Source organism: Pseudomonas sp. SCPG-7 (assembly GCF_002156405.1).
GTDB lineage: Bacteria > Pseudomonadota > Gammaproteobacteria > Pseudomonadales > Pseudomonadaceae > Aquipseudomonas > Aquipseudomonas parakoreensis.
In genome coordinates this window covers 51,761-76,893 of the sequence record NZ_MVOO01000017.1, presented here as the reverse complement: position 1 = coordinate 76,893, position 25,133 = coordinate 51,761, and the positions used below count along the sequence as shown (strand labels likewise).

The 25,133-nt window shown below is 60.9% G+C and carries 18 protein-coding genes; 10 read left to right on the top strand and 8 right to left on the bottom strand.

The features are described 5' to 3' along the window. Positions 1-326: 326 nt before the first annotated feature. The 3 genes from B1722_RS24180 to B1722_RS24170 form a co-directional block, all read right to left on the bottom strand. Complete coding sequence (locus tag B1722_RS24180; protein ID WP_086794620.1) at positions 327-1,226, bottom strand: hydroxymethylglutaryl-CoA lyase; 900 nt, start codon at positions 1,224-1,226, stop codon at positions 327-329. 147 nt (positions 1,227-1,373) lie between these two features. Then, positions 1,374-1,772, bottom strand: coding sequence for a MerR family DNA-binding transcriptional regulator (locus B1722_RS24175; protein WP_041075047.1), 399 nt, complete (start codon positions 1,770-1,772; stop codon positions 1,374-1,376). A 187-nt stretch (positions 1,773-1,959) separates the two neighbouring features. Next, positions 1,960-2,889, bottom strand: a complete 930-nt coding sequence (locus tag B1722_RS24170) for a LysR family transcriptional regulator (RefSeq protein ID WP_041075049.1) — start codon at positions 2,887-2,889, stop codon at positions 1,960-1,962. A 157-nt stretch (positions 2,890-3,046) separates the two neighbouring features. Between B1722_RS24170 and B1722_RS24165 the strand changes: the two genes are divergently transcribed. After that, positions 3,047-4,276, top strand: coding sequence for an acyl-CoA dehydrogenase (locus B1722_RS24165; protein ID WP_041075051.1), 1,230 nt, complete (start codon positions 3,047-3,049; stop codon positions 4,274-4,276). A 145-nt stretch (positions 4,277-4,421) separates the two neighbouring features. Here the strand turns inward: B1722_RS24165 and B1722_RS24160 are convergent, their stop codons facing one another. Both B1722_RS24160 and xthA read right to left on the bottom strand, forming a co-directional pair. After that, positions 4,422-5,756, bottom strand: coding sequence for a substrate-binding domain-containing protein (locus B1722_RS24160; protein ID WP_086794618.1), 1,335 nt, complete (start codon positions 5,754-5,756; stop codon positions 4,422-4,424). 190 nt (positions 5,757-5,946) lie between these two features. Next, positions 5,947-6,759 (bottom strand): exodeoxyribonuclease III, encoded by an 813-nt coding sequence (gene xthA / locus B1722_RS24155; RefSeq protein WP_047291671.1) that lies wholly within the window; start codon positions 6,757-6,759, stop codon positions 5,947-5,949. Positions 6,760-7,086: 327 nt separating this feature from the next. On the opposite strand from xthA, the gene B1722_RS24150 reads away from it, so the two are divergent. The 7 genes from B1722_RS24150 to B1722_RS24120 all read left to right on the top strand — a co-directional run bounded on the left by B1722_RS24150 (position 7,087) and on the right by B1722_RS24120 (position 18,255). Then, the gene (locus B1722_RS24150; RefSeq protein ID WP_086794616.1) at positions 7,087-7,737 is read left to right on the top strand and encodes an N-acetyltransferase; all 651 of its coding nucleotides are present in this window, start codon (positions 7,087-7,089) and stop codon (positions 7,735-7,737) included. 66 nt (positions 7,738-7,803) lie between these two features. Beyond that, positions 7,804-9,531: an autotransporter assembly complex family protein gene (locus B1722_RS24145; RefSeq protein WP_086794614.1), complete on the top strand. Its 1,728-nt coding sequence runs from the start codon at positions 7,804-7,806 to the stop codon at positions 9,529-9,531. Beyond that, entirely contained in the window at positions 9,528-13,202 is a 3,675-nt protein-coding gene (locus tag B1722_RS24140; protein WP_086794612.1) for a translocation/assembly module TamB domain-containing protein, read from the top strand. Before B1722_RS24145 ends, B1722_RS24140 begins: the two co-directional genes overlap by 4 nt. A 264-nt stretch (positions 13,203-13,466) precedes the next feature. Then, entirely contained in the window at positions 13,467-13,949 is a 483-nt protein-coding gene (locus B1722_RS24135; protein ID WP_041073261.1) for a MarR family winged helix-turn-helix transcriptional regulator, read from the top strand. Next, a complete protein-coding gene (locus tag B1722_RS24130; RefSeq protein ID WP_086794610.1) occupies positions 13,939-15,408 on the top strand; it encodes an efflux transporter outer membrane subunit in 1,470 nt (489 codons plus the stop codon). Before B1722_RS24135 ends, B1722_RS24130 begins: the two co-directional genes overlap by 11 nt. Positions 15,409-15,422: 14 nt before the next feature. Continuing rightward, on the top strand, positions 15,423-16,625 hold the full coding sequence (locus tag B1722_RS24125) for an efflux RND transporter periplasmic adaptor subunit (RefSeq protein ID WP_086794608.1): 1,203 nt from the start codon (positions 15,423-15,425) through the stop codon (positions 16,623-16,625). 100 nt (positions 16,626-16,725) lie between these two features. Continuing rightward, on the top strand, positions 16,726-18,255 hold the full coding sequence (locus B1722_RS24120; RefSeq protein ID WP_086794606.1) for a DHA2 family efflux MFS transporter permease subunit: 1,530 nt from the start codon (positions 16,726-16,728) through the stop codon (positions 18,253-18,255). A 179-nt stretch (positions 18,256-18,434) separates the two neighbouring features. Here the strand turns inward: B1722_RS24120 and lpxH are convergent, their stop codons facing one another. Both lpxH and B1722_RS24110 read right to left on the bottom strand, forming a co-directional pair. Next, positions 18,435-19,181: a UDP-2,3-diacylglucosamine diphosphatase gene (lpxH, locus tag B1722_RS24115; RefSeq protein ID WP_086794604.1), complete on the bottom strand. Its 747-nt coding sequence runs from the start codon at positions 19,179-19,181 to the stop codon at positions 18,435-18,437. Next, positions 19,178-19,684, bottom strand: a complete 507-nt coding sequence (locus B1722_RS24110; RefSeq protein ID WP_027614639.1) for a peptidylprolyl isomerase — start codon at positions 19,682-19,684, stop codon at positions 19,178-19,180. The genes lpxH and B1722_RS24110 overlap by 4 nt, the downstream gene beginning before the upstream one ends. A 251-nt stretch (positions 19,685-19,935) precedes the next feature. On the opposite strand from B1722_RS24110, the gene B1722_RS24105 reads away from it, so the two are divergent. Both B1722_RS24105 and cysS read left to right on the top strand, forming a co-directional pair. Further along, positions 19,936-21,636: a glutamine--tRNA ligase/YqeY domain fusion protein gene (locus tag B1722_RS24105; protein WP_047291683.1), complete on the top strand. Its 1,701-nt coding sequence runs from the start codon at positions 19,936-19,938 to the stop codon at positions 21,634-21,636. Positions 21,637-21,657: 21 nt separating this feature from the next. Continuing rightward, positions 21,658-23,040 (top strand): cysteine--tRNA ligase, encoded by a 1,383-nt coding sequence (gene cysS / locus B1722_RS24100; RefSeq protein WP_041073270.1) that lies wholly within the window; start codon positions 21,658-21,660, stop codon positions 23,038-23,040. Positions 23,041-23,227: 187 nt separating this feature from the next. On the opposite strand, the gene B1722_RS24095 is transcribed toward cysS, so the two are convergent. Next, positions 23,228-25,069 (bottom strand): sigma-54-dependent Fis family transcriptional regulator, encoded by a 1,842-nt coding sequence (locus B1722_RS24095; protein WP_086794602.1) that lies wholly within the window; start codon positions 25,067-25,069, stop codon positions 23,228-23,230. Positions 25,070-25,133 lie beyond the last annotated feature (64 nt).

Genomic DNA, 25,133 nt, shown 5'->3' with positions numbered 1-25,133 from the left:
GGTAGTTTTATTGTTCTCTGCCCGGTTGCGGGTCATTCCGAGGAACACCCTGAAAAGCACACCTTCTCCAAAAAAATCTGTTAGCTGCGTCTCTGCCGTGTTGTTTTTGTTATGTCAGAGTCGGTACGTCTTATTTTTATTGGTTTGCTGCTTTTTATTCTTGTTATGCCATAGAGATAGCAGAAGCCGTGCCAACTTTTTAAAACCCTTTTAAATCAATGGTTTGTGATTTTTGAAGGATTTTTCCTTCAGGCAAAACCAGACAATTTGTTTCCGTGTTACTCGACTACGCCCACGTTTCAGACACCGCGGTAACACCTTCGCCCTCACTGGGCGTTACGGGCCTTGGCCACACGCGAACCGCTCGGGCGACCGAGCACCGCACTGATCTGCTGACCCGCGGCGATCAAGGCGTCGAGGTCGATACCGGTCTTGATACCCAGGCCGTTGAGCAGGTACACCACGTCTTCGGTGGCGACGTTACCGCTCGCGCCTTTGGCGTACGGACAGCCGCCGAGACCGGCGATGGAGCTGTCGAACACCGCAATGCCTTCCAGCAGACTGGCATAGATGTTGGCCATCGCCTGGCCGTAGGTGTCGTGGAAGTGCCCGGCGAGTTTGTCCCGTGGGACTTGCGCCGAGACCACTTCGAACAGCCGACGGGTTGCGCCGGCAGTGCCGGTGCCAATGGTGTCGCCGAGGGACACTTCGTAGCAGCCCATCGCGTACAGTTCCCGCGCAACCATCGCCACTTGTTCCGGCGCGACCTCGCCTTCATAAGGGCAACCCAGCACGCAGGAGACGTAACCGCGCACGGTAACGCCGTGCTGTTTCGCGGCTTCCATGATCGGTGCGAAGCGCGCCAGGCTTTCGCTGATCGAGCAATTGATGTTGCGCTGCGAGAATGCCTCGGACGCCGCAGCGAACACCGCGACTTCTTTCACACCGGCAGCCAATGCGTCTTCAAAGCCGCGCAGGTTCGGCGCCAGTGCGCCGTAGGTCACGCCGGGTTTGCGCTGGATCTGCGCGAACACCTCGGCAGAACCGGCCATCTGTGGCACCCACTTGGGCGAAACGAAACTGCCGACTTCTATATAGCCGATGCCGGCGGCGCTCAACGCGTCGACCAGTTGCACCTTGTCGGCCACGCTGATCGGTTGGGCTTCGTTCTGCAGGCCGTCACGCGGGCCGACTTCGATCAGGCGTACTTGGGAGGGGAGGGACATGGGATTGACCTGTAGTTATCTAAAGACTGCGGATGCCCCCTTGTGGGAGCGAGCTTGCTCGCGAAAGCGGTGGATCAGTCGACGAAAGATTTGAGTCGGACCGTATTCGCGAGCGAGCTCGCTCCCACAGGGGGATAGGTTTTTCCGTTAAATAGCCTGCTGACCCTTGAGCGTCTGTTCCAACGCCTGCACGCAGCGTTCTTCCGCGGTGTCGAGCTCCAGCTTCATCTGTTCGATGTCGAGCAATTGCTGTTCAAGCTGTTCGCGGCGTTCGCTGATTTTCGCCAGCATGCTGTTGAGCTGTTTGGTGTTACCGCTGGACGGGTCGTAAAGTTCGATCAACTCGCGGCATTCGGCGAGCGAGAAACCAATGCGCTTGCCGCGCAGGATCAGCTTCAGGCTGACCTTGTCGCGGGGTGAATAGATGCGTTCCTGGCCACGGCGCTCAGGGCTGAGCAGGCCTTGCTCTTCATAAAAGCGGATCGCCCGGGTGGTGATGTCCAGCTCGCGGGCGAGGTCGGAAATGCTGTAGGTCTGGCTGCTCATGAAAGCGCTCGAAAAAAGGTCTTGGCGCTAAGCTAATGGCGAGTTGACGTTTACGTCAAGGTTCAAAAATGTGTGGCGCCAGTGCTGGCCTCTTCGCGAGCAGGCTCGCTCCCACAGGATCAGTGGCGTGCACAAGTCCATGTGGGAGCGAGCCTGCTCGCGAAGAACGATAACGCGGTAGCCAGCCTTACACCTTATCGAGCTTCTTCTCCTGCGCCGCCACCTGCTGGCACAACTCGATGATCTGCTCGCGCATCCAACGGTTGGCCGGATCCTGGTCGGTGCTCTCATGCCAGTAAAGGTGAGTCTCCACCGGCGGCACGTCGTTGACTGGAAGGTTGAACGCATGCAAGTCGTTGCGCCGGGCAAAACGCTCGGGCACGGTCATGACCATATCGGTCTGCTGCATGACCTGCGACGCCATCAAGTAATGCTGCGAGCGCAGGGCGATCTTGCGCTGAATGCCCATTTTCCCCAGGGACAGATCGACATAGCCCAGACCGCTGCGGCGGCTGGAGATGTGGATATGTGTCAGCGACAGGTAATCGTCGAGGCTGAGTTTTTCCTTGCCCGCCAGCGGATGACCCTTGCGCATCGCACAGACGTAACGGTCTTCCATCAGCTTGACGTGACGCACTTGCGGATCGGTATTGAGTGGCGCATCCACGGCGAAATCCAGACGTCCGGCCGCCAGTTCCTTGGTGGTTTCACGGCGTTTGGACAGGAAACTCTCGATGATCACCGTCGGCGCCAGACGCCGCAAACGCTGGAACAGCGGCGGCAGAATCACCGCCTCCGTCAGGTCGGTCATGCTGATGCGGTAAGTCTTCACCGCCTGCGCCGGGTTGAAAATCCGGCTCTCCTGCACCGACACCCGCAGCAGCGACAGCGCGTTGCGCACCGGGCCGATGATGTTCTGCGCCATCGGCGTCGGCACCATGCCCTGGGCGGTGCGCACGAACAGTGGATCGTTGAAGGTCTCGCGCAACCGCGCCAGCGCGTTGGACACCGCCGGCTGGGTGATGCCGACAATCTGCCCGGCGCGCGTCAGGTTGGCTTCGGTGTAGATCGCGTCGAAGACGATGAAAAGGTTGAGGTCGACCTTACTCAGATTCATAACGCGGCTTCTCTTGTTCTAGGGGCTGACGATCAGCGGATCATATATCGGTGATGAATGTTTATACACGCCGAGAATAGGCTAGGTAAATTATCAGCGCTGTTCTAGCATCGATTGCATGATCTGAACAACCTCTGCCCATAGAAGGTAATTGCTCATGGATTTCGCTTATTCGCCCAAGGTGCAAGAACTGCGTGAGCGCGTGACCGCGTTCATGGACACTTACGTTTACCCGGCCGAAGCCGTGTTCGAACGCCAGGTTGCCGAGGGCGATCGCTGGCAGCCGACCGCGATCATGGAAGAACTCAAAGCCAAGGCCAAGGCTGAAGGTCTGTGGAACCTGTTCCTGCCGGAGTCGGAACTCGGCGCCGGCCTGACCAACCTCGAATACGCACCGCTGGCCGAGATCATGGGCCGTTCGCTGCTCGGGCCAGAGCCGTTCAACTGCTCGGCGCCGGACACCGGCAACATGGAAGTGCTGGTGCGCTACGCCAACGAAGAACAGAAACAGCGCTGGCTCGAACCGCTGCTGCGCGGCGAGATCCGCTCGGCGTTCGCCATGACCGAACCGGACGTGGCCTCGTCTGACGCGACCAACATGGCCGCCCGTGCCGTGCGTGATGGCGACGAGTGGGTGATCAACGGCAAGAAGTGGTGGACCTCCGGCGCCTGCGATCCGCGTTGCAAGATCCTGATCTTCATGGGCCTGAGCAACCCCGACGCACCGCGCCATGCCCAGCACTCGATGATCCTCGTACCGGTCGACACCCCCGGGGTGAAAATCGTCCGCCCGCTGCCGGTATTCGGCTACGACGATGCACCGCACGGCCACGCCGAAGTGCTGTTCGACAACGTGCGCGTGCCGTACGAAAACGTCCTGCTCGGTGAGGGAAGAGGCTTCGAAATCGCTCAAGGTCGCCTCGGCCCAGGGCGGATTCACCACTGCATGCGTTCGATCGGCATGGCCGAGCGCGCACTGGAATTGATGTGCAAACGTTCGGTGAGTCGCACTGCATTCGGCAAACCGCTGGCGCGTCTGGGCGGTAACGTCGACAAGATCGCCGATTCGCGGATGGAAATCGACATGGCGCGCCTGCTGACCCTGAAAGCGGCGTACATGATGGACACCGTGGGCAACAAAGTGGCGAAGAGCGAGATCGCACAGATCAAGGTTGTCGCGCCGAACGTCGCGCTGCGGGTGATCGACCGGGCGATCCAGATCCATGGCGGGGCCGGGGTGTCGAACGATTTCCCGCTGGCCTACATGTATGCCATGCAACGCACCCTGCGCCTGGCCGACGGCCCGGACGAAGTGCACCGCGCGGCGATTGGCAAGTTCGAGATCGGCAAGTATGTGCCGAAGGAAATGCTGCGCAGCGAGCGCTGATCCAGTACCGCGTCATCGTTCATCGCTGGCAAGCCAGCTCCCACAGGTTTGTTTGGTGTTCACAAACTTTGTGTTCACTGGAAATCTCTGTGGGAGCTGGCTTGCCAGCGATGACGTAAGCAGGTTCAACACATCAACATCAGATTCAGTACACCCAAACCTCAACCCGCCGATTCTTGATCCTGCCTTCATCCGCACTGTTCGCCGCCACCGGCATCAACGCGCCAAACCCGCGCACCTCGCGCATCACCACGCCGTTTCTCACCAGTTCGCGACGCACCGCCATCGCCCGCAGTTTCGACAGCAGGTCGGCGCGGGCCGGATCGTCTTTCTCGTCACCAAACCCCACCAGCGTCACCGCGCGCTCGGTCTTGGCGTGGCGCTTTATATAGTCGAGCACTCGCGCCAGATCCTGCTGCGCCTTGTTGTCGAGGCTGGCGCTGCCTTCCTCGAAACGGAAGTTCACCGTCAGACGCTGGGCATGGCGGCTGAGGGATTGATAACCCTCGGGCATCAGCGCATTCGGGGTGACGGTCATCGCGTGCACGGTCTGGCTGATGAAACCGGTGGCCGCGACAATCTTCTGGCCCTGTGGGCTTTGCGCAAACGCCACCAGCGCCGATGCCCACGGATTCTGGTTGCTGGGCGGCAAATAAAAGAACAGGCGCCGCGACAGCGGATAGTCCTCGGTGGCAATCAGGCTGTTGAGCGGCAACATCGATTGCGATGCGCCGTCAGCGATGGCCACGGCTTTGGCCTGGCGCACATACGGCAGGCCGATGAAACCGATGCCTTGCGGATCGTTGCTCACCGCATCGGACAATTGCTCGCTGGATTCGAAGCGTTTCGCACTGGAGCTAAGGTGTTTCCCACGACGACCCAGCACCAGTTCCTTGAACGTGTCGTAGGTGCCGGACTGATCATCCCGCGCATATAAATGAATCGATCCGCCGTGCCCGCCGAGGTCTTCCCAGGTTTTCACCTCACCGGCGAAGATCCGCGCCAGTTGCTCGGTGTCCAGTTGCTGCAGGGGGTTGCCGGGGTGAAGGATGATCGCCAGGCCGTCGATGGCGATCACTTGCTCGGCCTCAGCGCTTTTCAGGTCGCCGAGCGTTTGCAGGTCGAGCAGTTCGCTGTCCTTGATCGGGCGTGAGGAGGCGGCGAGGTCGGCGCTGGCGGTTTTCAGTGCGGTGAACCCGGTGCTGGAACCGTGGGCGGCGACTTCAATCACCACCCGTTGGCCTTGCGCAGTCTGAGCCACGATGTGTTGTTCGTTGGCGTTGTCGGGGTTTTCGCGGTGAATCTTCAGCAGACCCTGCTCTTGCAGAAAACCTTCGACCAGCGCCGGGCCGAGATCGGCGCCGATGGTGTTGGAACCCTGAATGCGCAATGCCGGGCCGTTTTCGGGGACGGGCAGGGTGGCGGCACTGACCGTCAGCCATGCACTCGACAGAAAAGCGAACAGAACACGCAGGGTCATGCCGGCACCGAATCAGGCCAAGGGGATTGCCGGGGAGATTAAGTCAGGTGCATGACCAAAACATGACACCGATGAAACTGTGGGAGCGAGCTTGCTCGCGAATGCGGTTCATCAGAAACACATCGGGTGACTGACACTCCGCATTCGCGAGCAAGCTCGCTCCCACAGGGGATTTCAGGCGATTCGAAGGTCAGGCCAGTTCCAGCCAGATCGGCGCATGATCCGACGGCTTTTCCATTCCGCGCAGTTCATAGTCCACGCCCGCATCCTTGACCCGTGGCAGCAAGCCATGGGAGGCGAGGATCACATCGATGCGCAGGCCACGTTTCGGCTCATCCTCAAACCCGCGGCTGCGGTAGTCGAACCAGCTGAACATGTCGGTCACGTCCGGGTTGAGGTGGCGGAAGCTGTCAGTCAGGCCCCAGTTTTTCAGGCGGGCCATCCATTCACGTTCTTCCGGCAGGAAGCTGCATTTGCCGGTTTTTAACCAGCGCTTCATGTTGTCCGGGCCAATGCCGATGTCGCTGTCTTCCGGGGAAATGTTCACATCGCCCATCACCACCAGCGGCTGTTCGTTGTGGAACTGGCTTTCCAGCAGGGTTTGCAGGTCGCTGTAGAAGCGCTGCTTGGCCGGGAACTTGGTTGGATGGTCGCGGCTTTCGCCCTGCGGGAAGTAGCCGTTCATGATGGTCACCGGTACGCCATTGGCGTCGGCGAAGGTGCCCCAGATAAAGCGGCGCTGGGCGTCTTCTTCATCGCTGGCGAAGCCTTTGTGAATCGCGATTGGCTCACTGCGCGAAAGCAGGGCAACGCCGTAATGGCCTTTCTGACCGTGGAAATAAACGTGATAACCCAGCGCACGCACTTCTTCCAACGGAAATTGGTCGTCGTGGACCTTGGTTTCCTGCAGGCCGATCACGTCCGGCTGATGCTTTTCGATCAGCGCTGCCAGCTGATGCGGACGGGCGCGCAGTCCGTTGATGTTGAAGGAAACGATCTTCATGGTCGGCAGTCCTGGCAAAAGGGCGATGCTAGCTGACATGTGGGATGGGGGCCAGTGTGGGGTAAGCAGATTCCCTGTGTTCTGTCAGATGTGTGCTGTCAGTAGGGGCCCCATCGCTGGCAAGCCAGCTCCCACAGGTTCAATGGTGTTCACATATTTTGTGTGCGACGCAGGCACTGTGGGAGCTGGCTTGCCAGCGATGAGGCCCGCCCGGTCGATGAAGATCCGGAGTTGGTCTATACCTGTGGGGAACTGCGCCACCTGCAAGAGGTTCGTACCAACAAGAGCGCAGTCATTTGCGCTGCGCCCCGGGGGAGAATCACCGTCATGCCTGAAACCCAGACTGCCATCGCCGACATCCACATGCTCGACCGCGGTTACTCGCGCGAAGCCCGATCGTTGCTGTATCAGGCGTACCGCCACGAGCCGACCTTCGGTTACTTGTTCGAGGCCGAGCGGCCGGGCTACGAGCAGCGCGTACGGGCCACGGTGCGTGAGCTGGTCAAGCAGCATTTCCTGCAGGACCTGCCAGCCATCGGTCTGCTGGTCAACGACCGCCTGATCGGGATTGCCCTGATTGCGCCGCCGCAACGGCGTCTGGGAATCACCGAGAGCTGGGCGTGGCGCCTGCGCATGGTGCTCAGCACCGGCTTCCGTTGCACCCGGCGTTATCTGGCCTATCACGATGCGGTGGCGGCGTGCGTGCCCAGCGATTCGGTGCACATGTTGCCGCTGCTGGGAATCCACCCGCAGTTTCAGGGCAAACACTTTGGCGAGCAGCTGTTGACGGCCGTGCACAACTGGTGCGCGGTGGACGAAACCTCGCAAGGCGTCGTACTCGATACCGGGAACCCGCGTTACCTGGAATTCTACAAACGTCAGGGTTATGAGGAGATTGGCGAAGTGGCCGTCGGCCCGGTGCGTGAACACGTGTTTTTCCACGCCAATCCGCAGGTGTTACAAACTGCAACAGCATAGCAATCGAACTTCTTCGGAAATTTCCTGTTCTATCACGCTCCCAAGCCCGTGATAGCATCCGCGCCTATGAAGTTTCCAGGAAGATTTACCAGTGGCGTGCTCCTGCTGTTAACCAGCTGCGCGGCGCTGGCGCAAAGTGAATTGGACGTGCGGATCAAACCGTCCAACGACGAACTCAAGGCCAATATAGAAGGCTATATCGGCAGCCTCGGCGATCGTGACGAACAAGCCTTGCTGCGCTTCAGTCGCGGGGCCGAGGAGCAGGCGCGCAAAGCCGCGCAAGCCTTGGGTTATTACCAGCCGCAGATCGACAGCGATGTGAAGGGCGGTGATAAACCGCGCCTGGTGCTGAACATCGATCCCGGCGAGCCTATTCGTCTGCGCAACGTCACCATCCGCGTCGACGGCCCTGCCGCCTCCCTCAAATCCTTTCGTGTGCCGAGCAGTGACACGCTCAAGTCCGGCGCCGTGCTCAACCATGGGCGTTATGAAGACGCCAAACGCCTGATCCAGAACCAAGCCTCGCGCTTCGGCTTTTTCAGTGGCCATTTCACCAGCCAGAAACTGTTGGTCGACCCGCGTGCCGGGGTGGCCGACGTTGAATTGATCTACGACAGCGGCCCGCGTTATGCGCTGGGCAGCGTCAGTTTCGAGGGCGACACGCCGTTCGACGAAGACCTGCTGCAACGCATGGTGCCGTTCAAGGCCGGCGACCCGTATGACTCCGAGTTGATCGCCGAACTCAACCGCGACCTGCAATCGAGCGGCTATTTCGAAGGCGTGCGCGTCGATGCCGCACCGACGGCGGCGAAAAACGACGTGATCCCGGTCGACGTCAAACTCGACACACGCAAGCCGCGCACCATGGGCCTGGGCCTCGGTTATTCCACCGACGTCGGCCCTCGGATCAAGGCCAACTGGACGCGCCACTGGGTCAACCCGCAGGGCGACAGCTACGGTTGGGAGGCCGAACTGTCGGCGCCACGGCAAAACGTCGGGCTGTTCTACGACATCCCGCTCGACCCGCCGTTGACCGATAAATTGCGCTGGGCCGGTGGTTATCAATACGAAGACATCGACGGCTCCGACACCCTGAGCAAGCTGCTGACCTTCGGCCCGGAATGGCACAGCAAGTTGCCCAGCGGCTGGCAGCGGGTGATCTCGCTGAAATGGCAGCGCGAGGAATATCAGCTCGGCGACGACTCCGGCCTGAGCACCTTGTTGATGCCTGGCATCAGCTATTCGTACCTCAAAAGTGACAACCGCATCGACCCGCACAACGGCTATCGCCTGACCTTTGAAAGCAAAGTGGCGAAGGAAGGCCTCGGCTCCGACAACAACCTGCTTTATGGCACGGCGTTGATCAAAGGCCTGACCACAGTGTTCGACAACCACCGCTTCCTCGGCCGGGTGCAGGTCGGTGGCAGCGCCACCAACGGTTACAACTCGGTACCGCCGTCGCTGCGTTTCTTCGCCGGTGGCGATCAGAGCGTGCGCGGTTACGACTACCAGAGCCTGTCCCCGGAAAACGCCAAGGGCGACCGCATCGGCGGGCGTTACATGGTCGCCGGCAGCGTCGAGTATCAATATTCGATTGCCGAGAAGTGGCGAGTCGCGACCTTCGTCGACCAGGGTAACTCCTTCAACAAACTCGAACTGCCGAACCTCAAGACCGGGGTCGGTATCGGTGTGCGCTGGGTCTCGCCGGTGGGGCCGATCCGCCTCGACCTGGCTCACGCGCTGGACGACGACGGCGGCATCCGGCTGCACTTTTCCATGGGGCCTGAGCTGTGAAGCGTGGTTTGAAAATAGCGGCACTGGCGTTGTTGACGCTGGTGCTGTTGGTTGTATTGAGCATCGCAGCCGTACTCGGGACGCAGGCCGGCAGCCGTTGGGCGCTGAGCCTGGTGCCGGGTTTGAGCGTGGAGAATTTCCAGGGGCGTCTCGGTGGCCAATGGAGCGCCGATCATCTGCTGTGGCAGCAGGACAGCAGTCGCGTCGAGCTGAACAAGCCGATTTTCGCCTGGTCGCCGCTGTGCCTGACGCGCATGACCCTGTGCATCGAACAGCTCAAGGCCGATCAGGTGATTCTGCAATTTCCGCCGAGTGAGGAAACCACCGACAGCGGCCCGATCAAACTGCCGGATCTGCAACTGCCGGTGGCCATCGAACTCGGCGACGTACAAGTCGGCAGCCTGCTGTTCAACGGCAGCGAGCAGCTCAAGGGCCTGCAACTGGCGGCGCACTGGACCGTCCAGGGCATGCAGATCGACAGCGTGAAATTGCAGCGCGACGATCTGAGCCTGAACCTTTCCGGTCTATTGCAGCCGACTGGCGACTGGCCGCTGAACATTGCCGGCGACCTGACCCTGCCGTCACCGGGCACCGGCCCCTGGACGCTGGCGCTGAAGGTTGACGGCGATCTGCTGAAAACCCTCAACCTGCACGCCGACAGCCACGGTTACCTCGACGGCCAGTTGAGCGGCGAACTGCAACCGCTGGCGGAAAACCTGCCGGCCAAGGTGCGCATCACCTCCGAGGCATTCAAACCCAGCGCCGATCTGCCGGACACCCTGCAACTCAATCAACTGGTCTTGACCGGCGAAGGCGATCTGAAAAACGGTTACCAGTTAAACGGCAACGCCACGCTGCCCGCCGACAAAGGCCCGGTGGCGTTGCTGCTTACAGGCAAAGTCGACGCCAATGGCGCGCAGATTGCCGGCCTCGACCTGACGGCCAACGACAAACAAAGCCTCAAACTCACCGGCAGTGTTGACTGGAGCAAAGGCCTCAGCGCCCAAGCCAACATCAACTGGCAGGACTTTCCGTGGCATCGGCTCTATAACGAAATCGATGAACCCCAAGTCGCCTTGCGCACCTTCACTGGCGAAGTCTCCTACACCGACGGTCAGTACATCGGTAACTTCGCCGCCGCACTGGACGGTCCGGCGGGCGCATTCAGCCTCAGCAGTCCGTTCAGCGGCAGTCTGAAACAGATCGCCTTGCCGCAATTGAAGATGGAAGCCGGGCAGGGCAAGGCTGAAGGGCATGTGAATGTGCAGTTCGCCGATGGCATCGCCTGGGACACGGCGCTGGATCTGTCAGCGCTGAACCCGGCGTACTGGGTTGCGGAGTTGCCGGGCACGTTGGCCGGGCCATTGCGCAGCAAAGGCGAAATGAAGAACGAACGCCTGAGCCTCACCGCCGACCTCGACCTCAAAGGCAAATTGCGCGGGCAACCGGCGATCCTCCAGGCCAAGGCGGACGGCGCCGGCGAGCAGTGGAACCTCAACGCCCTGCAAATCCGCCTCGGCGATAACAGCATCAGCGGCAAGGGCAGCCTGCAACAGAAACTGACCGGGCAGATCGACATCAAGCTGACGCGCCTGGCCCAGCTCTGGCCGCAGCTGCGCGGGCAGGTCACGGGGCTGGTCAATGTCGCCGGTACGCTGAACGCACCGCAAGGCAAGCTCGGCCTGCAAGGTTCGCAACTGGCGTTTCAGGACAATCGTCTGCAAAGCCTCAATCTCGATGCCACGCTCGACAGTGCGCAACGGGCAAAGATCGACCTCAAGGGCAGCGGCATTCAGGCCGGTGACACCAACCTCGGTGTGCTGACCGCCAGCGCCCAAGGCGACATCAAGCAGCAGAAACTCAACCTCGACCTGCTCGGGCCGAAGCTGAAACTGGCCCTCGGTCTGGACGGCAATCTGGACCAGGGTAACTGGCGCGGTCGTTTGGCCAGCGGCGATATTCAGGCCGGCGGCCAGGACTGGAAACTGCAGAACCCGGCCAGACTCGAACGCCTCGCTGACGGCAAGATCAACTTCGGCGCGCATTGCTGGATGTCCGGCAATGCCAGTCTGTGCGGCGAAGATCAGCGCCTGCTGCCGGAGCCGAAACTGCGTTACCACCTCAAGCAGTTCCCGATCGAAAGCCTCGCGCAGTGGTTGCCGAAAGACTTTGCCTGGCAAGGCAGGCTCAACGCCGATCTGCAATTGGATCTGCCGGCCAGCGGCCCCAATGGCGTGGTCAGCATCGACGCCAGCGGCGGCACCTTGCGCATGAAAGAAAAGGATCAGTGGCTGGACTTCCCGTACCAGACCCTGAAGCTCACCAGCAAACTCACCCCCAAGCGGGTGGACACCGAACTCAACTTCGTCGGCGGCAAACTCGGCGAGTTGATGGTGCAGGCGCAGCTCAATCCGCTGCCGAAAAACAAACCGTTGAGCGGCTCTTTCCGTCTCAGCGGGCTGGACCTTTCGGTGGCGCGGCCGTTTGTACCGATGGTCGAGAAACTCACCGGGCGCCTGAACGGCAGCGGCACGATTTCCGGCGGGCTGCTGGCGCCGCTGGTCAACGGCACGGTCAAACTCAGTGACGGTGAAGTGTCCGGCCCCGAGCTGCCGATGGAGCTCAAGGACCTGCAACTGCAAGCGGTGATTGCCGGGGAATCGGTACGGCTGGACGGCGGCTGGAAAAGCGGCCAGACCGGCCAGGGCAGCCTCAACGGCAATGTCGCCTGGGGGCAGGCGCTGATGGTCGATGTCGCGCTCAAAGGCACGCAACTGCCGGTGACCGTCGAGCCTTACGCCAAACTGGAAGTGGCGCCAGACCTGAAGATATCCATGGCCGGCGATGAGCTGAAGATTGCCGGCAAGGTCCAGGTGCCTCGAGGCGAAATCACTGTGCGCGAACTGCCGCCATCGACGGTGAAAGTGTCCGACGACACGATCATCGTCGGGGCACAGACCGAAGAGGGCAAACCACCGCTGGCCATGAAGATGGACATCGACGTGGTGGTCGGCGAAGACAAACTGAGCTTCGCCGGGTTCGGCCTGACCGCCAACCTGCAAGGTCACGTGCACATCGGCGACAACATGGACACCCGTGGCGAGCTGTGGCTCAACGACGGTCGTTACCGCGCCTACGGCCAGCGCCTGAACGTGCGCCGTGCGCGACTGTTGTTTGCCGGCCCGATCGATCAGCCGTACCTGGACATCGAGGCGATTCGCCAGACCGACGACGTGATCGCCGGTATTCGCCTGAGCGGCAGTGCCGAGCAACCGACCACGCAGATCTTCTCCGAACCGGCCATGAGCCAGGAACAGGCGTTGTCGTATCTGGTGCTCGGGCGTCCGCTGAGCACCAACGGCGAAGACAACAACATGCTCGCGCAAGCGGCGTTGGGCCTGGGCTTGATGGGCAGCTCCGGGGTCACCAGCAGTCTGGCCAAGGACCTGGGGATTCAGGACTTCCAGCTCGATACCCAGGGCAGCGGCAACACCACCAGCGTGGTCGCCAGCGGCAACATCTCCGAGAAACTCAGTTTGCGTTACGGCGTTGGCGTGTTCGAACCGGCCAACACCATTGCGCTGCGTTACAAGCTGAGCAAGAAGGTTTATGTCGAAGCGGCCAGCGGTGTCGCCAGTTCGCTGGATATCTTCTACAAGCGCGATTTCTAGAGCGCACCTGTTTATTTGAACCGAGGCGCGGCCTTCGCGAGCAGGCTCGCTCCCACAGGGGATTTCCATCAGACGCAAAATTTGCGTCGCCCGGAGATCCTGTGGGAGCGAGCCTGCTCGCGAAGGCGTCCGCCTGTGCAACACAAAAACCCAGTCCGTTGGTCAACTAATTACAAAGCAACCTAACTATTGCGTTGACATTCGCTGCCTAGGCAGTAACATCTCGACATACATTCACTGCCTAGGCAGTTATTAGGTGAGCACATGAAGCATTTCACCCCGGACGAATTCAAACATTGCCATCTCGGCCTGTTGCTGGGCCGCGCCGCGTTGCTCAAGGACCGGATCATCGACACCCACATGGAACCCCACGGCATCACCGCCGCGCAGTTCAAGGTGTTGATCATCATGGCCCAGTACGGCGTCGACACGCCGGCCGAGCTGTGCCGGCACCTGTCGCTGGACAGCGGTTCGATGACGCGCATGCTCGATCGTCTGGAGCAGAAAGGTTTCCTGGTTCGCCAACGCAGCGAAGGCGATCGCCGTCAGGTGCAGCTCAAGCTCACCGAGCAGGGCCAGCAACTGGCCGATCGCCTGCCCTACATCGGCGCCGATGCGATGAATGAACTGGCCGGCGCCATCTCTCGTGAAGAGCTGAAAACCCTGGAATACATCCTCAAGAAAATCCTGCTGGCAGCCGGTGACCCGATCACGATCCAGCGCTTAGGTGAACATAATGAGCGGTAAAACCTTGCGCAGCAGCCTGACCCTGCTGCTGTCGGCGATGATCCTCGCCGGTTGCGCCAACTACAGCGGCCTCGACACTCAAGGCCAAAACCTCGATGCGAAAAGCCTCAACGCCAGCCAGTCCCTCAACGGCGTGACTCTGTCGCCGGCGGCATGGCCGCAGAGCGACTGGTGGACCAGCCTTGGCGATCCACAACTCGACGGGCTGATCCGCGAAGCGCTGCACGACAGCCCGGACATGCAGATCGCTGCCGCCCGCGCCCATCAGGCCAGCGCCGCCGCGTATGCCGCCGATGCCGAACGTTATCCGACCCTCGACGCCAGCGCCGGTATCAGCCGTTCGCGGCTGGCCAAGGATCAGGACCCGCGCGGGCAGGGCGATGCCTACGCCACCGTGCGTAACGTCAGCGCCGGTTTCAATTACAACTTCGACCTGTGGGGCGGCCAGCGTGATGCCTGGGAAGCTGCACTCGGTCAGGCTCGCGCTGCCGAAGTCGACCGTCAGGCCGCGCAATTGACCCTCGCCGCCGACGTGGCCCGCGCCTACAGCGATCTGGGGCAGGCGCACATCGTTTATGACCTGGCCAACGAAGACCTCAAACGCACCAAACAGATGCTCGATCTGAGCCAGCGCCGCTTGAGTGCCGGGATCGACAGCCAGTACCAGTTCCAGCAAACCCAAAGCCTTGAGGCCAGTTCCGAAGCCAGCCTGATCGACGCTGAAAAACGTCTGAACAGCGCGAAAATCGCCTTGGCCGTACTGCTTGGCAAAGGCCCGGATCGCGGCAACGAAATTGCTCGACCGAAAGTCCTGCAAGCCAGCGCCGTGGCGGTGCCGTCGGTGCTGCCGGCAGAGCTGCTCGGTCGGCGTCCGGATCTGGTCGCTGCGCGCTGGCGCGTAGAGGCGGCGAGCAAAGACATCGACTCGGCGAAAACCCGCTTCTATCCCAACTTGAACCTCACGGCTTCGGCCGGTGCCGAATCCTTGTTGGGTGACGCGATGTTCGGGTCGGCCAGTCGCTTCTTCAGCATCGCCCCGACCATTTCGGTGCCGATCTTCGACGGCGGGCGCCTGCGCGCCAACCTCGATGCGCGCGACGCCGATTACGATCTGGCGGTGGCGCAGTACAACAAAAGCCTGGTGAAAGCCCTCGGTGATGTCAGCGACACGATCAACCAGTTGCGTGACATCGGCCGGCAGATCGGCGCGCAGCAACACGCCACCGAGATTGCTCAGGATTCTTACAACACCGTCGTCCAGCGTTACGGTTCCGGCATCGGCAACTACCTGGACGTGCTCAGCATCGAGCAGCAATTGCTACAGGCCCAGCGTCAGCTGGCCAACCTCAATGCCGAGCAGATCGACCTGTCGATTCAACTGATGCAAGCGCTGGGCGGCGGCTTTCAGGGTGAAACCCTGACCGCAGCCAACGCCACCCCAGCCACGTCGCACAACTAATTCAGGTATTTGTCATGGCCACTGCCGAAAACACCCAAACTCAAGCCAACACTCCCGACACTGGCAATCCACGCAAGCGCAAATTCATGCTGCTGGTGCTGGCCGTCTTGGCCCTGCTCGCCGGGGCTGGCGTGTGGGCGTATCACGAATTCATCGGGCGCTTCAACGAAAGCACTGACGACGCCTACGTCAACGGCAACGTGGTCGAGATCACCCCGCTGGTCACCGGCACCGTGGTCAGCATTGGCGCTGACGATGGTGATCTGGTTCACGAAGGTCAGGTGCTGATCAACTTTGACCCGAACGACGCCGAAGTCGGCCTGCAAAGTGCCCAGGCGAAACTGGCGCGCACCGTGCGTCAGGTGCGCGGCCTGTACAGCAACGTTGACGGCATGAAAGCCCAGGTCAACGCGCAACAGGCTGAAGTGCAGAAGGCTCAGGACAACTACAACCGGCGGAAAAACCTCGCTGCTGGCGGGGCGATTTCCCAGGAAGAACTGTCCCACGCCCGCGACGATCTGACCTCGGCGCAAAACGCCCTGGCCAACGCCAAACAACAACTGAAAACCACCAGCGCGCTGGTCGATGACACCGTGGTTTCGTCGCATCCGGACGTGATGTCCGCCGCAGCGGATCTGCGTCAGGCGTACCTGACCAACGCCCGCAGCACCCTGATCGCGCCGGTTACCGGTTACGTCGCCAAGCGCACTGTGCAGCTCGGTCAGCGCGTACAGCCAGGCACCGCGCTGATGGCGGTGATTCCGCTGGATCAACTGTGGATCGACGCCAACTTCAAGGAAACCCAGCTGCGTGACATGCGCATTGGCCAACCGGTGGACATCGAGTCCGACATCTACGGCAGCAGCGTGAAGTACAGCGGCACCGTCGACAGCCTCGGCGCCGGTACCGGCAGCGCGTTCGCTCTGTTGCCAGCGCAGAACGCCACCGGTAACTGGATCAAAATCGTGCAGCGTGTGCCGGTGCGGATTCACATCAACGCCGAAGAACTGGCCAAGCATCCGTTGCGGGTCGGTCTGTCGACCAACGTTGAAGTGAACCTGCACGACCAGAGCGGCCCGGTGCTGGCCCAGCAACCGCCGCAAAAGGCCTCGTTCAGCACCAACGTCTACGACCGCCAGCTGGCTGAGGCCGACGCGATGATTGCGCAACTGATCCACGACAACAGCGCTGCGGTGAGCAAGACCGCGCAACGCTAAGGTCACATCCTTCAGGTGCGGGCTTTTGTGGCGAGGGAGCAAGCTCCCTCGCCACAACAGGCACGCTCCATAGCGTCAACCCGGTTTCATAGGATTCACAATGAGCAATAACGCCTCTTTCACGCCGCCCAGCCTGTTGCTCAGCACCATCGGCCTGTCGCTGGCGACGTTCATGCAAGTGCTCGACACCACCATTGCCAACGTGGCCCTGCCGACCATCTCCGGCAACCTTGGGGTGAGTTCGGAGCAGGGCACCTGGGTGATCACCTCGTTCGCCGTGAGCAACGCCATCGCGCTGCCGCTGACCGGTTGGCTCAGTCGGCGTTTCGGCGAGGTGAAGCTGTTTCTCTGGGCCACGATTCTGTTCGTGCTGGCCTCGTTTCTCTGCGGCATCTCCACCTCGATGCCGGAACTGATCGGTTTCCGCGTGCTGCAGGGCCTGGTCGCCGGGCCGCTGTATCCGATGACGCAAACCCTGTTGATTGCGGTCTATCCCCCCGCGAGGCGCGGGATGGCCCTGGCGTTGCTGGCGATGGTCACGGTGGTCGCGCCAATTGCAGGTCCGATTCTCGGTGGCTGGATCACTGACAGCTACAGCTGGCCGTGGATCTTCTTCATCAACGTACCGATCGGCATCTTTGCGGTGATGGTGGTGCGCTCGCAACTGGCCAAGCGTCCGGTGGAGACCAGTCGGCAGCCGATGGACTACGTCGGTCTGATCACGCTGATCATCGGCGTCGGCGCGTTGCAGGTGATCCTCGACAAGGGCAATGACCTGGACTGGTTCGAATCGAACTTCATCATCATCGGTGCGGCGATTTCGGTGATCGCCCTGGCGGTGTTCGTCATCTGGGAAATGACCGACCAGAACCCGGTGGTCAACCTGCGCCTGTTCGCCCATCGCAACTTCCGCATCGGCACGCTGGTGCTGGTCCTTGGATACGCCGGTTTCTTCGGCATCAACCTGATCCTGCCGCAGTGGCTGCAAACCCAGATGGGTTACACCGCGACCTGGGCCGGTCTGGCGGTGGCGCCGATCGGGATTCTGCCGGTGCTGTTGTCGCCATTTGTCGGCAAGTACGCGAACAAGTTCGACCTGCGCCTGCTGGCCGGTCTGGCGTTCCTCGCGATTGGCCTGAGCTGCTTCATGCGCGCCGAGTTCACCAACGAGGTGGACTTCCAGCACATCGCCCTGGTGCAGCTGTTCATGGGTATCGGCGTTGCGCTGTTTTTCATGCCGACCCTGAGCATCCTGATGTCCGACCTGCCACCGAGCCAGATCGCCGACGGCGCAGGCCTGGCGACCTTCCTGCGCACCTTGGGCGGCAGCTTTGCGGCATCGTTGACCACCTGGATCTGGATCCGCCGCGCCGATCAGCATCATGCGTACATGAGCGAAAGCATCAGCACCTTCGAACCGGCGACCCGCGAGACCTTGAACCATTTAGGCGGCGCGAGCCAATCGGCTTATGCGCAGATGGATCAGATCCTCACCAGTCAGGCGTACATGCTCTCCACCGTGGATTACTTCACGTTGTTGGGCTGGGGCTTTATGGGGCTGATTCTGATTGTGTGGCTGGCGAAGCCGCCGTTTGCGGCGAAGGCCGGGCCGGCTGCTTCAGGACACTAAGGTCAAAAGCCCCTCACCCTAACCCTCTCCCGGAGGGAGAGGGGACTGACTGAGGGTTTCTTTCGAGGTCCGCCGACCTGAGCCACCGAGTTGAACTCAGGTTTTGAATAGCATGAAGATCGGCTCCCTTTCCCCCTCGCCCCCTGGGGGAGAGGGCTGGGGTGAGGGGGTAGCGATCTTCAGCCGTGCGGCAAAGCCAGTGGCGGAGCAAAGTCGAACGGCGCGAGGGCAAACCCGTTCTCATCCACCTGCAGCGCCCAACCCTGACGATCCCAATCCCCCAGCACAATCCGCTTCGCCGCCTGCTCGCCGAGCTGCAGCTTGTGGATCGCCGGACGATGGGTGTGGCCGTGAATCAGGGTTTTCACCCCGTATTGCTGCATGATCCGCGGAATTTCCTCCGGCGTGACATCGACAATGTCGTTGGCCTTCATCCGCGTCTGCGCGCGGCTTTCGCTGCGCAGCTTGCGCGCCAGTTTGTGGCGGGTGCTCAGTGGCAGGTGGCGCAGGATGAACAGGGTGATCGGGTTGCGCAGGTAGCGCCGCAGCTTCATGTAGGCTTCGTCGCGGGTGCACAGGCTGTCGCCGTGCATCAGCAGCACCGGCTCGCCGTAAAACTGCACGACACTCGGGTCCTTCAACAGCGTACAGCCGGCTGCTTTGCAGAAGGCCTTGCCGAGCAGGAAGTCGCGATTGCCGTGCATCAGAAAAATCGCCGTGCCGCTGTCGCTCAATTGGCGCAGGGCCTGGCAGATGGAACGCTGGAAGGGCGTCATGGCGTCGTCGCCAATCCACGCCTCGAAGAAGTCGCCGAGGATGTACAACGCACTCGCCGAGCGGGCGCGTCCGGCGAGCAAATCCAGAAACGCCCGGGTAATGTCCGGGCGCTCCTCTTCCAGATGCAAATCTGAAATCAGCAATATCACGCTTCGATGATCTCGGCTTTCTCGATGATCACGTCGTCTTTCGGCACGTCCTGGTGACCGGCCTTGGAAGTGGTGGCAACGCCTTCGATCTTGTCGACGACGTCGGTACCGGCAACCACTTTACCGAACACGGCATAACCCCAGCCCTGAGCGGTCTTGGCGGTGTGGTTGAGGAAGCTGTTGTTGGTGGCGTTGATGAAGAACTGCGCCGAGGCCGAATGCGGGTCCATGGTGCGGGCCATGGCAACGGTGTACTTCTCGTTCTTCAGACCGTTGTCGGCTTCGTTCTGAATGCTTGGGCTCTTGTCTTTCTTTTCCTGCATGCCAGGCTCGAAACCGCCGCCCTGGATCATGAAGCCCTTGATCACGCGGTGGAACACCACGTTCTCGTAGTGACCTTTCTTGACGTATTCGATGAAGTTGGCAGCGGTGATTGGCGCTTTTTCCGCGTCCAGTTCGATGACGATGTCGCCGTAGTTGGTGGTCAGTTTGACTTGAGTCATGATCGCTACTCTTTATAAGGAATTCGTGGTTCTGGGACATTCAGCCCCACAACCGGTTCAGCCTGCATCGGCCAAGTTGCGCAGTTTAGCGTGACAGGCGCGAATTTCGAGGCTGTTTTTCCAAAACCCGTCGATTAAATGCACGCCTTTATAGGCCGCGCTCTGTCAGCCCCTTGACAGCATCGGCTATGATAGCGGCTTTGTTTTGTCTGGCCCCCTTTGCGGCCGCGCACATGTAAGTCAAGGATCCTATGAGCAAGCCCACTGTCGACCCTACCTCGAATGCCAAGTCCGGCCCTGCCGTGCCGGTCAATTTCCTGCGGCCGATCATCCAGGCAGACCTGGACTCGGGCAAGCACACCCAGATCGTCACCCGTTTTCCGCCTGAGCCCAACGGCTACCTGCACATCGGCCACGCCAAGTCGATCTGCGTGAACTTCGGCCTGGCCCAGGAGTTCGGCGGCGTCACGCACCTGCGTTTCGACGACACCAACCCGGCCAAGGAAGACCAGGAATACATCGACGCGATCGAATCCGACGTCAAGTGGCTGGGCTTCGAGTGGTCCGGCGAAGTGCGCTACGCCTCGCAGTATTTCGACCAGTTGCACGACTGGGCGGTGGAGCTGATCAAGGCCGGCAAGGCCTACGTCGACGACCTGACCCCGGAGCAGGCCAAGGAATACCGTGGCAGCCTGACCGAGCCGGGCAAGAACAGCCCGTTCCGCGACCGTTCGGTGGAAGAGAACCTCGACTGGTTTGCGCGCATGCGCGCCGGTGAGTTCCCGGACGGTGCCCGCGTGCTGCGCGCGAAGATCGACATGGCCTCGCCGAACATGAACCTGCGCGATCCGATCATGTACCGCATCCGCCACGCCCATCACCATCAGACCGGTGACAAGTGGTGCATCTACCCGAACTATGACTTCACCCACGGTCAGTCGGACGCCATCGAAGGCATCACCCACTCGATCTGCACCCTGGAATTCGAAAGCCATCGTCCGCTGTACGAGTGGTTCCTGGAAAACCTGCCGGTGCCGGCCAACCCGCGCCAGTACGAATTCAGCCGTCTGAACCTGAACTACACCATCACCAGCAAGCGCAAGCTCAAGCAACTGGTCGATGAAAAGCACGTCAATGGCTGGGACGACCCGCGCATGTCGACGCTGTCGGGCTTCCGTCGCCGTGGCTACACGCCGGCGTCGATCCGCAACTTCTGCGACATGATCGGCACCAACCGTTCCGACGGCGTGGTCGACTTCGGCATGCTCGAGTTCAGCATCCGTCAGGACCTGGACGCGAATGCCCCGCGCGCCATGTGCGTGCTGCGCCCGCTGAAAGTCGTGATCACCAACTACCCGGAAGGTCAGGTCGAGAACCTCGAACTGCCGCGTCATCCGCAGAAAGAAGAACTCGGCGTGCGCCAGCTGCCGTTCGCCCGTGAAATCTACATCGACCGCGATGATTTCATGGAAGAACCGCCAAAGGGCTACAAGCGCCTGGAGCCGAACGGCGAAGTGCGTCTGCGCGGCAGCTACGTGATCCGTGCCGACGAAGCGATCAAGGACGCCGACGGCAACATCGTCGAACTGCGTTGCTCGTACGACCCGGACACCCTCGGCAAGAACCCTGAAGGCCGCAAGGTCAAGGGCGTGATCCACTGGGTGCCGGCGGCTGCCAGCATCGAGTGCGAAGTGCGTCTGTACGATCGCCTGTTCCGTTCCCCGAACCCGGAGAAGGCCGAAGACAGCGCGAGTTTCCTCGACAACATCAACCCTGACTCACTGCAAGTGCTGACCGGTTGTCGTGCTGAGCCATCGCTTGGCAACGCACAGCCGGAGGACCGTTTCCAGTTCGAGCGCGAAGGCTACTTCGTTGCTGACATCAAGGACTCGAAACCAGGTCAACCGGTATTCAACCGTACCGTGACCCTGCGTGATTCGTGGGGCCAGTGATTCGCGTCAAGGAAATATAAAGTGCTGACGATCTACAACACGCTCACCAAGAGCAAAGAAGTCTTCAAGCCGCTGGATGGCAACAAGGTGCGCATGTACGTGTGCGGCATGACCGTGTACGACTACTGCCACCTTGGCCACGGCCGCAGCATGGTCGCGTTCGACCTGGTGACCCGCTGGTTGCGGTTCAGCGGTTACGACCTGACCTACGTGCGCAACATCACCGACATCGACGACAAGATCATCAATCGTGCGCGCGAGAACGGTGAGTCGTTCGAAGCGCTGACCGAGCGCATGATCGCCGCGATGCACGAAGACGAAGCGCGCCTGAACATCAAGAAGCCGGACATGGAGCCGCGCGCCACGGATCACATTCCGGGCATGCACGCGATGATCCAGACCCTGATCGACAAGGGCTTCGCTTATGCTCCGGGCAATGGCGACGTGTACTACCGCGTCGCCAAGTTCATGGGCTACGGCAAGCTGTCGCGCAAGAAAATCGAAGACCTGCGCATCGGCGCGCGCATCGAAGTCGACGAGTCGAAAGAAGACCCGCTGGACTTCGTCCTGTGGAAGGCCGCCAAGCCGGGCGAGCCGAGCTGGGAATCGCCGTGGGGCGCCGGGCGTCCGGGCTGGCACATCGAGTGCTCGGTGATGTCCACCTGCTGCCTGGGTGAAACGTTCGACATTCATGGCGGCGGCAGTGACCTGGAGTTCCCGCACCATGAAAACGAAATCGCCCAGAGCGAAGCGGCCACCGGTAAGACCTACGCCAACGCGTGGATGCATTGCGGCATGATCCGTATCAATGGCGAGAAGATGTCCAAGTCCTTGAACAACTTCTTCACCATTCGTGACGTGCTCGACAAGTACCACCCGGAAGTCGTGCGTTACCTGCTGGTGTCGAGCCACTACCGCAGCGCGATCAACTACTCGGAAGACAACCTCAAGGACGCCAAGGGCGCACTCGAGCGTTTCTACCACGCGTTGAAAGGACTGCCGAGCGTCGCTCCGGCCGGCGGCGAAGCCTTTGTCGAGCGTTTCACCACGGTGATGAACGATGACTTCGGTACGCCGGAAGCCTGCGCGGTGCTGTTCGAGATGGTGCGTGAGATCAACCGTCTGCGCGAGAACGATCTCGACGCAGCGGCCGGTCTGGCGGCACGTCTGAAAGAACTGGCGAGCGTGCTGGGTGTGTTGCAGCTGGAAGCCGATGATTTCCTGCAAGCGGGCGCCGAAGGGCGTGTCGATGCGGCTGAAGTCGACGCGCTGATTGCTGCACGTCTGGCGGCACGCGCCGGCAAGGACTGGGCCGAATCCGACCGCATCCGCGACCAGCTCACCGCCATGGGCGTGGTGCTGGAAGACGGCAAGGGCGGCACGACCTGGCGTCTGGCTGACTGATTGCCTGATCCGCGTTAAAACAAAACCCGCCTTGTGCGGGTTTTGTTTTTTGGGCTTTGGGTCTTGTGTTGACGCCATCGCTGGCAAGCCAGCTCCCACAAGTTGTTTGTTGTTCACGAGTGTTGCGTATAACCCGAAACCCTGTGGGAGCTGGCTTGCCAGCGATGGGGTCCGCCCAGGCAACCAGTCATTCGGCCTGCCGCAAACGCTTGTAGAGCGTATTTCGGCTCACCCCAAGCCTGCGCGCCAGATGCGAAATATTGCCCCCGGCGGCTTTCAACTCCCGGTTCAACGCCTCCACATCATTCAGATCCAGCCCCAGCGGCTGCACGCTCTCCACCGGCTCCATCTCCAGATCGACAAAAAAGTCATCCGGCAGATGCTCCGGCCGTACCGGTTGTTCCTCGGCCATGGCCAGCGCCACCTGCATCACGCTGCTGACCTGGCGCAGATTGCCTGGCCATGGATGACGACTGAACAACTCCAGCACTTCGCGGCTGAGCCCGGCCCATTGTGTCGGTTCACGATGCTGCTCCCACAGGCGTTTGAACAGCGCCTCCTTGTCACTGCGCTCTCTGAGCGGCGGCAGTTCCAGCGTCAAACCGCCAATTCGGTAGTACAAGTCCTCGCGAAACCGGCCCAATTGCACTTGCTCGCGTAAAGAGCGGTTGGTCGCCGAGATGATCCGCAAGTCCACCGCGAACAATTCGCTGCTACCCACCGGCTGCACGCAACGCTCCTGCAACACCCGCAACAACCGCGCCTGAGTCGGCAAAGGCATGTCGCCGATTTCGTCGAGGAAGAGGGTGCCTTTGTCAGCCTTGCGGATCAGGCCGATGCTGCCTTTCTGGTTGGCGCCGGTGAATGCGCCTTTTTCGTAGCCGAACAGTTCCGACTCCACCAGTTCGGCGGGGATCGCCGCGCAGTTGACGGCGATGAATGCCTGTTTGCTGCGCGAACTGGCTTGGTGCAGCGCTTTGACAAAGACTTCCTTGCCGACCCCGGTTTCGCCGTGGATCAGCAGCGGAATGTCTTTCTCCAGCAGGCGTTCGGCCTGGCGCACGGCTTTTTCTACGCGGCTGTCACCAAAATGCAGAGAGTTGAGGCTGATCACGCCCGGTGCTTTGATCGGCGCCGTTTTCGCTTCGGCAAATACCCGAGGCTGAATCGGCGCCTGTTGCGGTCGCTTCAACAGGCACTGGAAACGGTTGCGCCCCGAGGTCTGCAAGGCAAACGGCAAGCCGTCCGGCTGATTCATCAGTTCCAGCAGCGACACGTTGAACAGGCTCTCGACACTGACCCGCGACAGGCGCACGCCGAGCAGATTGTCCGCCCGGCGATTAGCCGACAGCACCTGCCCGCTCTCATCGAAAATCAACAAACCGGCCCACTGACTGTCGAGGTTGTTCAACCCGGTGTTGAAGGTCAGTTGAAAGTGCTGACCGTGGAACAGGTTGAGGATCAGCCGGTTCTCCACGGTCTGGCTCATCATCTTGACCATGCCCAAGGTGTGCGAGGGCGGCAGGTAGCTGTCGCTGGACACGTCAAGCACGGCGATGACCTTGCGCTCGGCATCGAAAATCGGCGCGGCAGAACCGGTCATGAAGCGGTTGGCTTTCAGAAAGTGTTCATCGTGCTCGATGTGCACCGCTTGCTCGCAGGCCAGCGCGGTGCCGATGGCATTGGTGCCGCTGCAGCGTTCCATCCAGCTCGCCCCGGCGCTAAACCCTCGGGCCAGGTTCGGCTCGATAAAGCGCTGGGTGCCCCACGATGTCAGCACCTGGCCGTGGTGGTCAGCGAGCATGATCAGGCAATTGGAGTTGCTCAGGATGTTCTCATAGTACGGCAGGACTTCCTGATGCGTGGTTTGCACCAGTGAGTGGTGACGGTCGAGCAATTGCGCAATGCCGGCGGCAGGCAGTTGGTCGAAGGCCGGGGCACTTTGATGGTCGAGGCCGAAGGCGCGGCAACGCTGCCAGGAGGTCTGGACGATCGCGTTGTGGGATAGCGGCGGGGCGGGTGCGGCCATGGTGGTGGGCCTCTGATGCAGCGGTTTTTATTGTTGTTATGAACCCAAATCCTGAGCAAAACAC

Coding starts and splice junctions, on each gene's coding strand:
- B1722_RS24165 (WP_041075051.1), top strand. CDS start 3,047: ATGGATTTCGCTTATTCGCCCAAGGTGCAAGAACTGCGTGAGCGCGTG.
- B1722_RS24150 (WP_086794616.1), top strand. CDS start 7,087: ATGCCTGAAACCCAGACTGCCATCGCCGACATCCACATGCTCGACCGC.
- B1722_RS24110 (WP_027614639.1), bottom strand. CDS start 19,684: ATGACTCAAGTCAAACTGACCACCAACTACGGCGACATCGTCATCGAA.
- xthA (WP_047291671.1), bottom strand. CDS start 6,759: ATGAAGATCGTTTCCTTCAACATCAACGGACTGCGCGCCCGTCCGCAT.
- B1722_RS24170 (WP_041075049.1), bottom strand. CDS start 2,889: ATGAATCTGAGTAAGGTCGACCTCAACCTTTTCATCGTCTTCGACGCG.
- B1722_RS24160 (WP_086794618.1), bottom strand. CDS start 5,756: ATGACCCTGCGTGTTCTGTTCGCTTTTCTGTCGAGTGCATGGCTGACG.
- B1722_RS24175 (WP_041075047.1), bottom strand. CDS start 1,772: ATGAGCAGCCAGACCTACAGCATTTCCGACCTCGCCCGCGAGCTGGAC.
- B1722_RS24135 (WP_041073261.1), top strand. CDS start 13,467: ATGAAGCATTTCACCCCGGACGAATTCAAACATTGCCATCTCGGCCTG.
- B1722_RS24145 (WP_086794614.1), top strand. CDS start 7,804: ATGAAGTTTCCAGGAAGATTTACCAGTGGCGTGCTCCTGCTGTTAACC.
- B1722_RS24095 (WP_086794602.1), bottom strand. CDS start 25,069: ATGGCCGCACCCGCCCCGCCGCTATCCCACAACGCGATCGTCCAGACC.
- B1722_RS24105 (WP_047291683.1), top strand. CDS start 19,936: ATGAGCAAGCCCACTGTCGACCCTACCTCGAATGCCAAGTCCGGCCCT.
- B1722_RS24120 (WP_086794606.1), top strand. CDS start 16,726: ATGAGCAATAACGCCTCTTTCACGCCGCCCAGCCTGTTGCTCAGCACC.
- B1722_RS24180 (WP_086794620.1), bottom strand. CDS start 1,226: ATGTCCCTCCCCTCCCAAGTACGCCTGATCGAAGTCGGCCCGCGTGAC.
- B1722_RS24130 (WP_086794610.1), top strand. CDS start 13,939: ATGAGCGGTAAAACCTTGCGCAGCAGCCTGACCCTGCTGCTGTCGGCG.
- B1722_RS24125 (WP_086794608.1), top strand. CDS start 15,423: ATGGCCACTGCCGAAAACACCCAAACTCAAGCCAACACTCCCGACACT.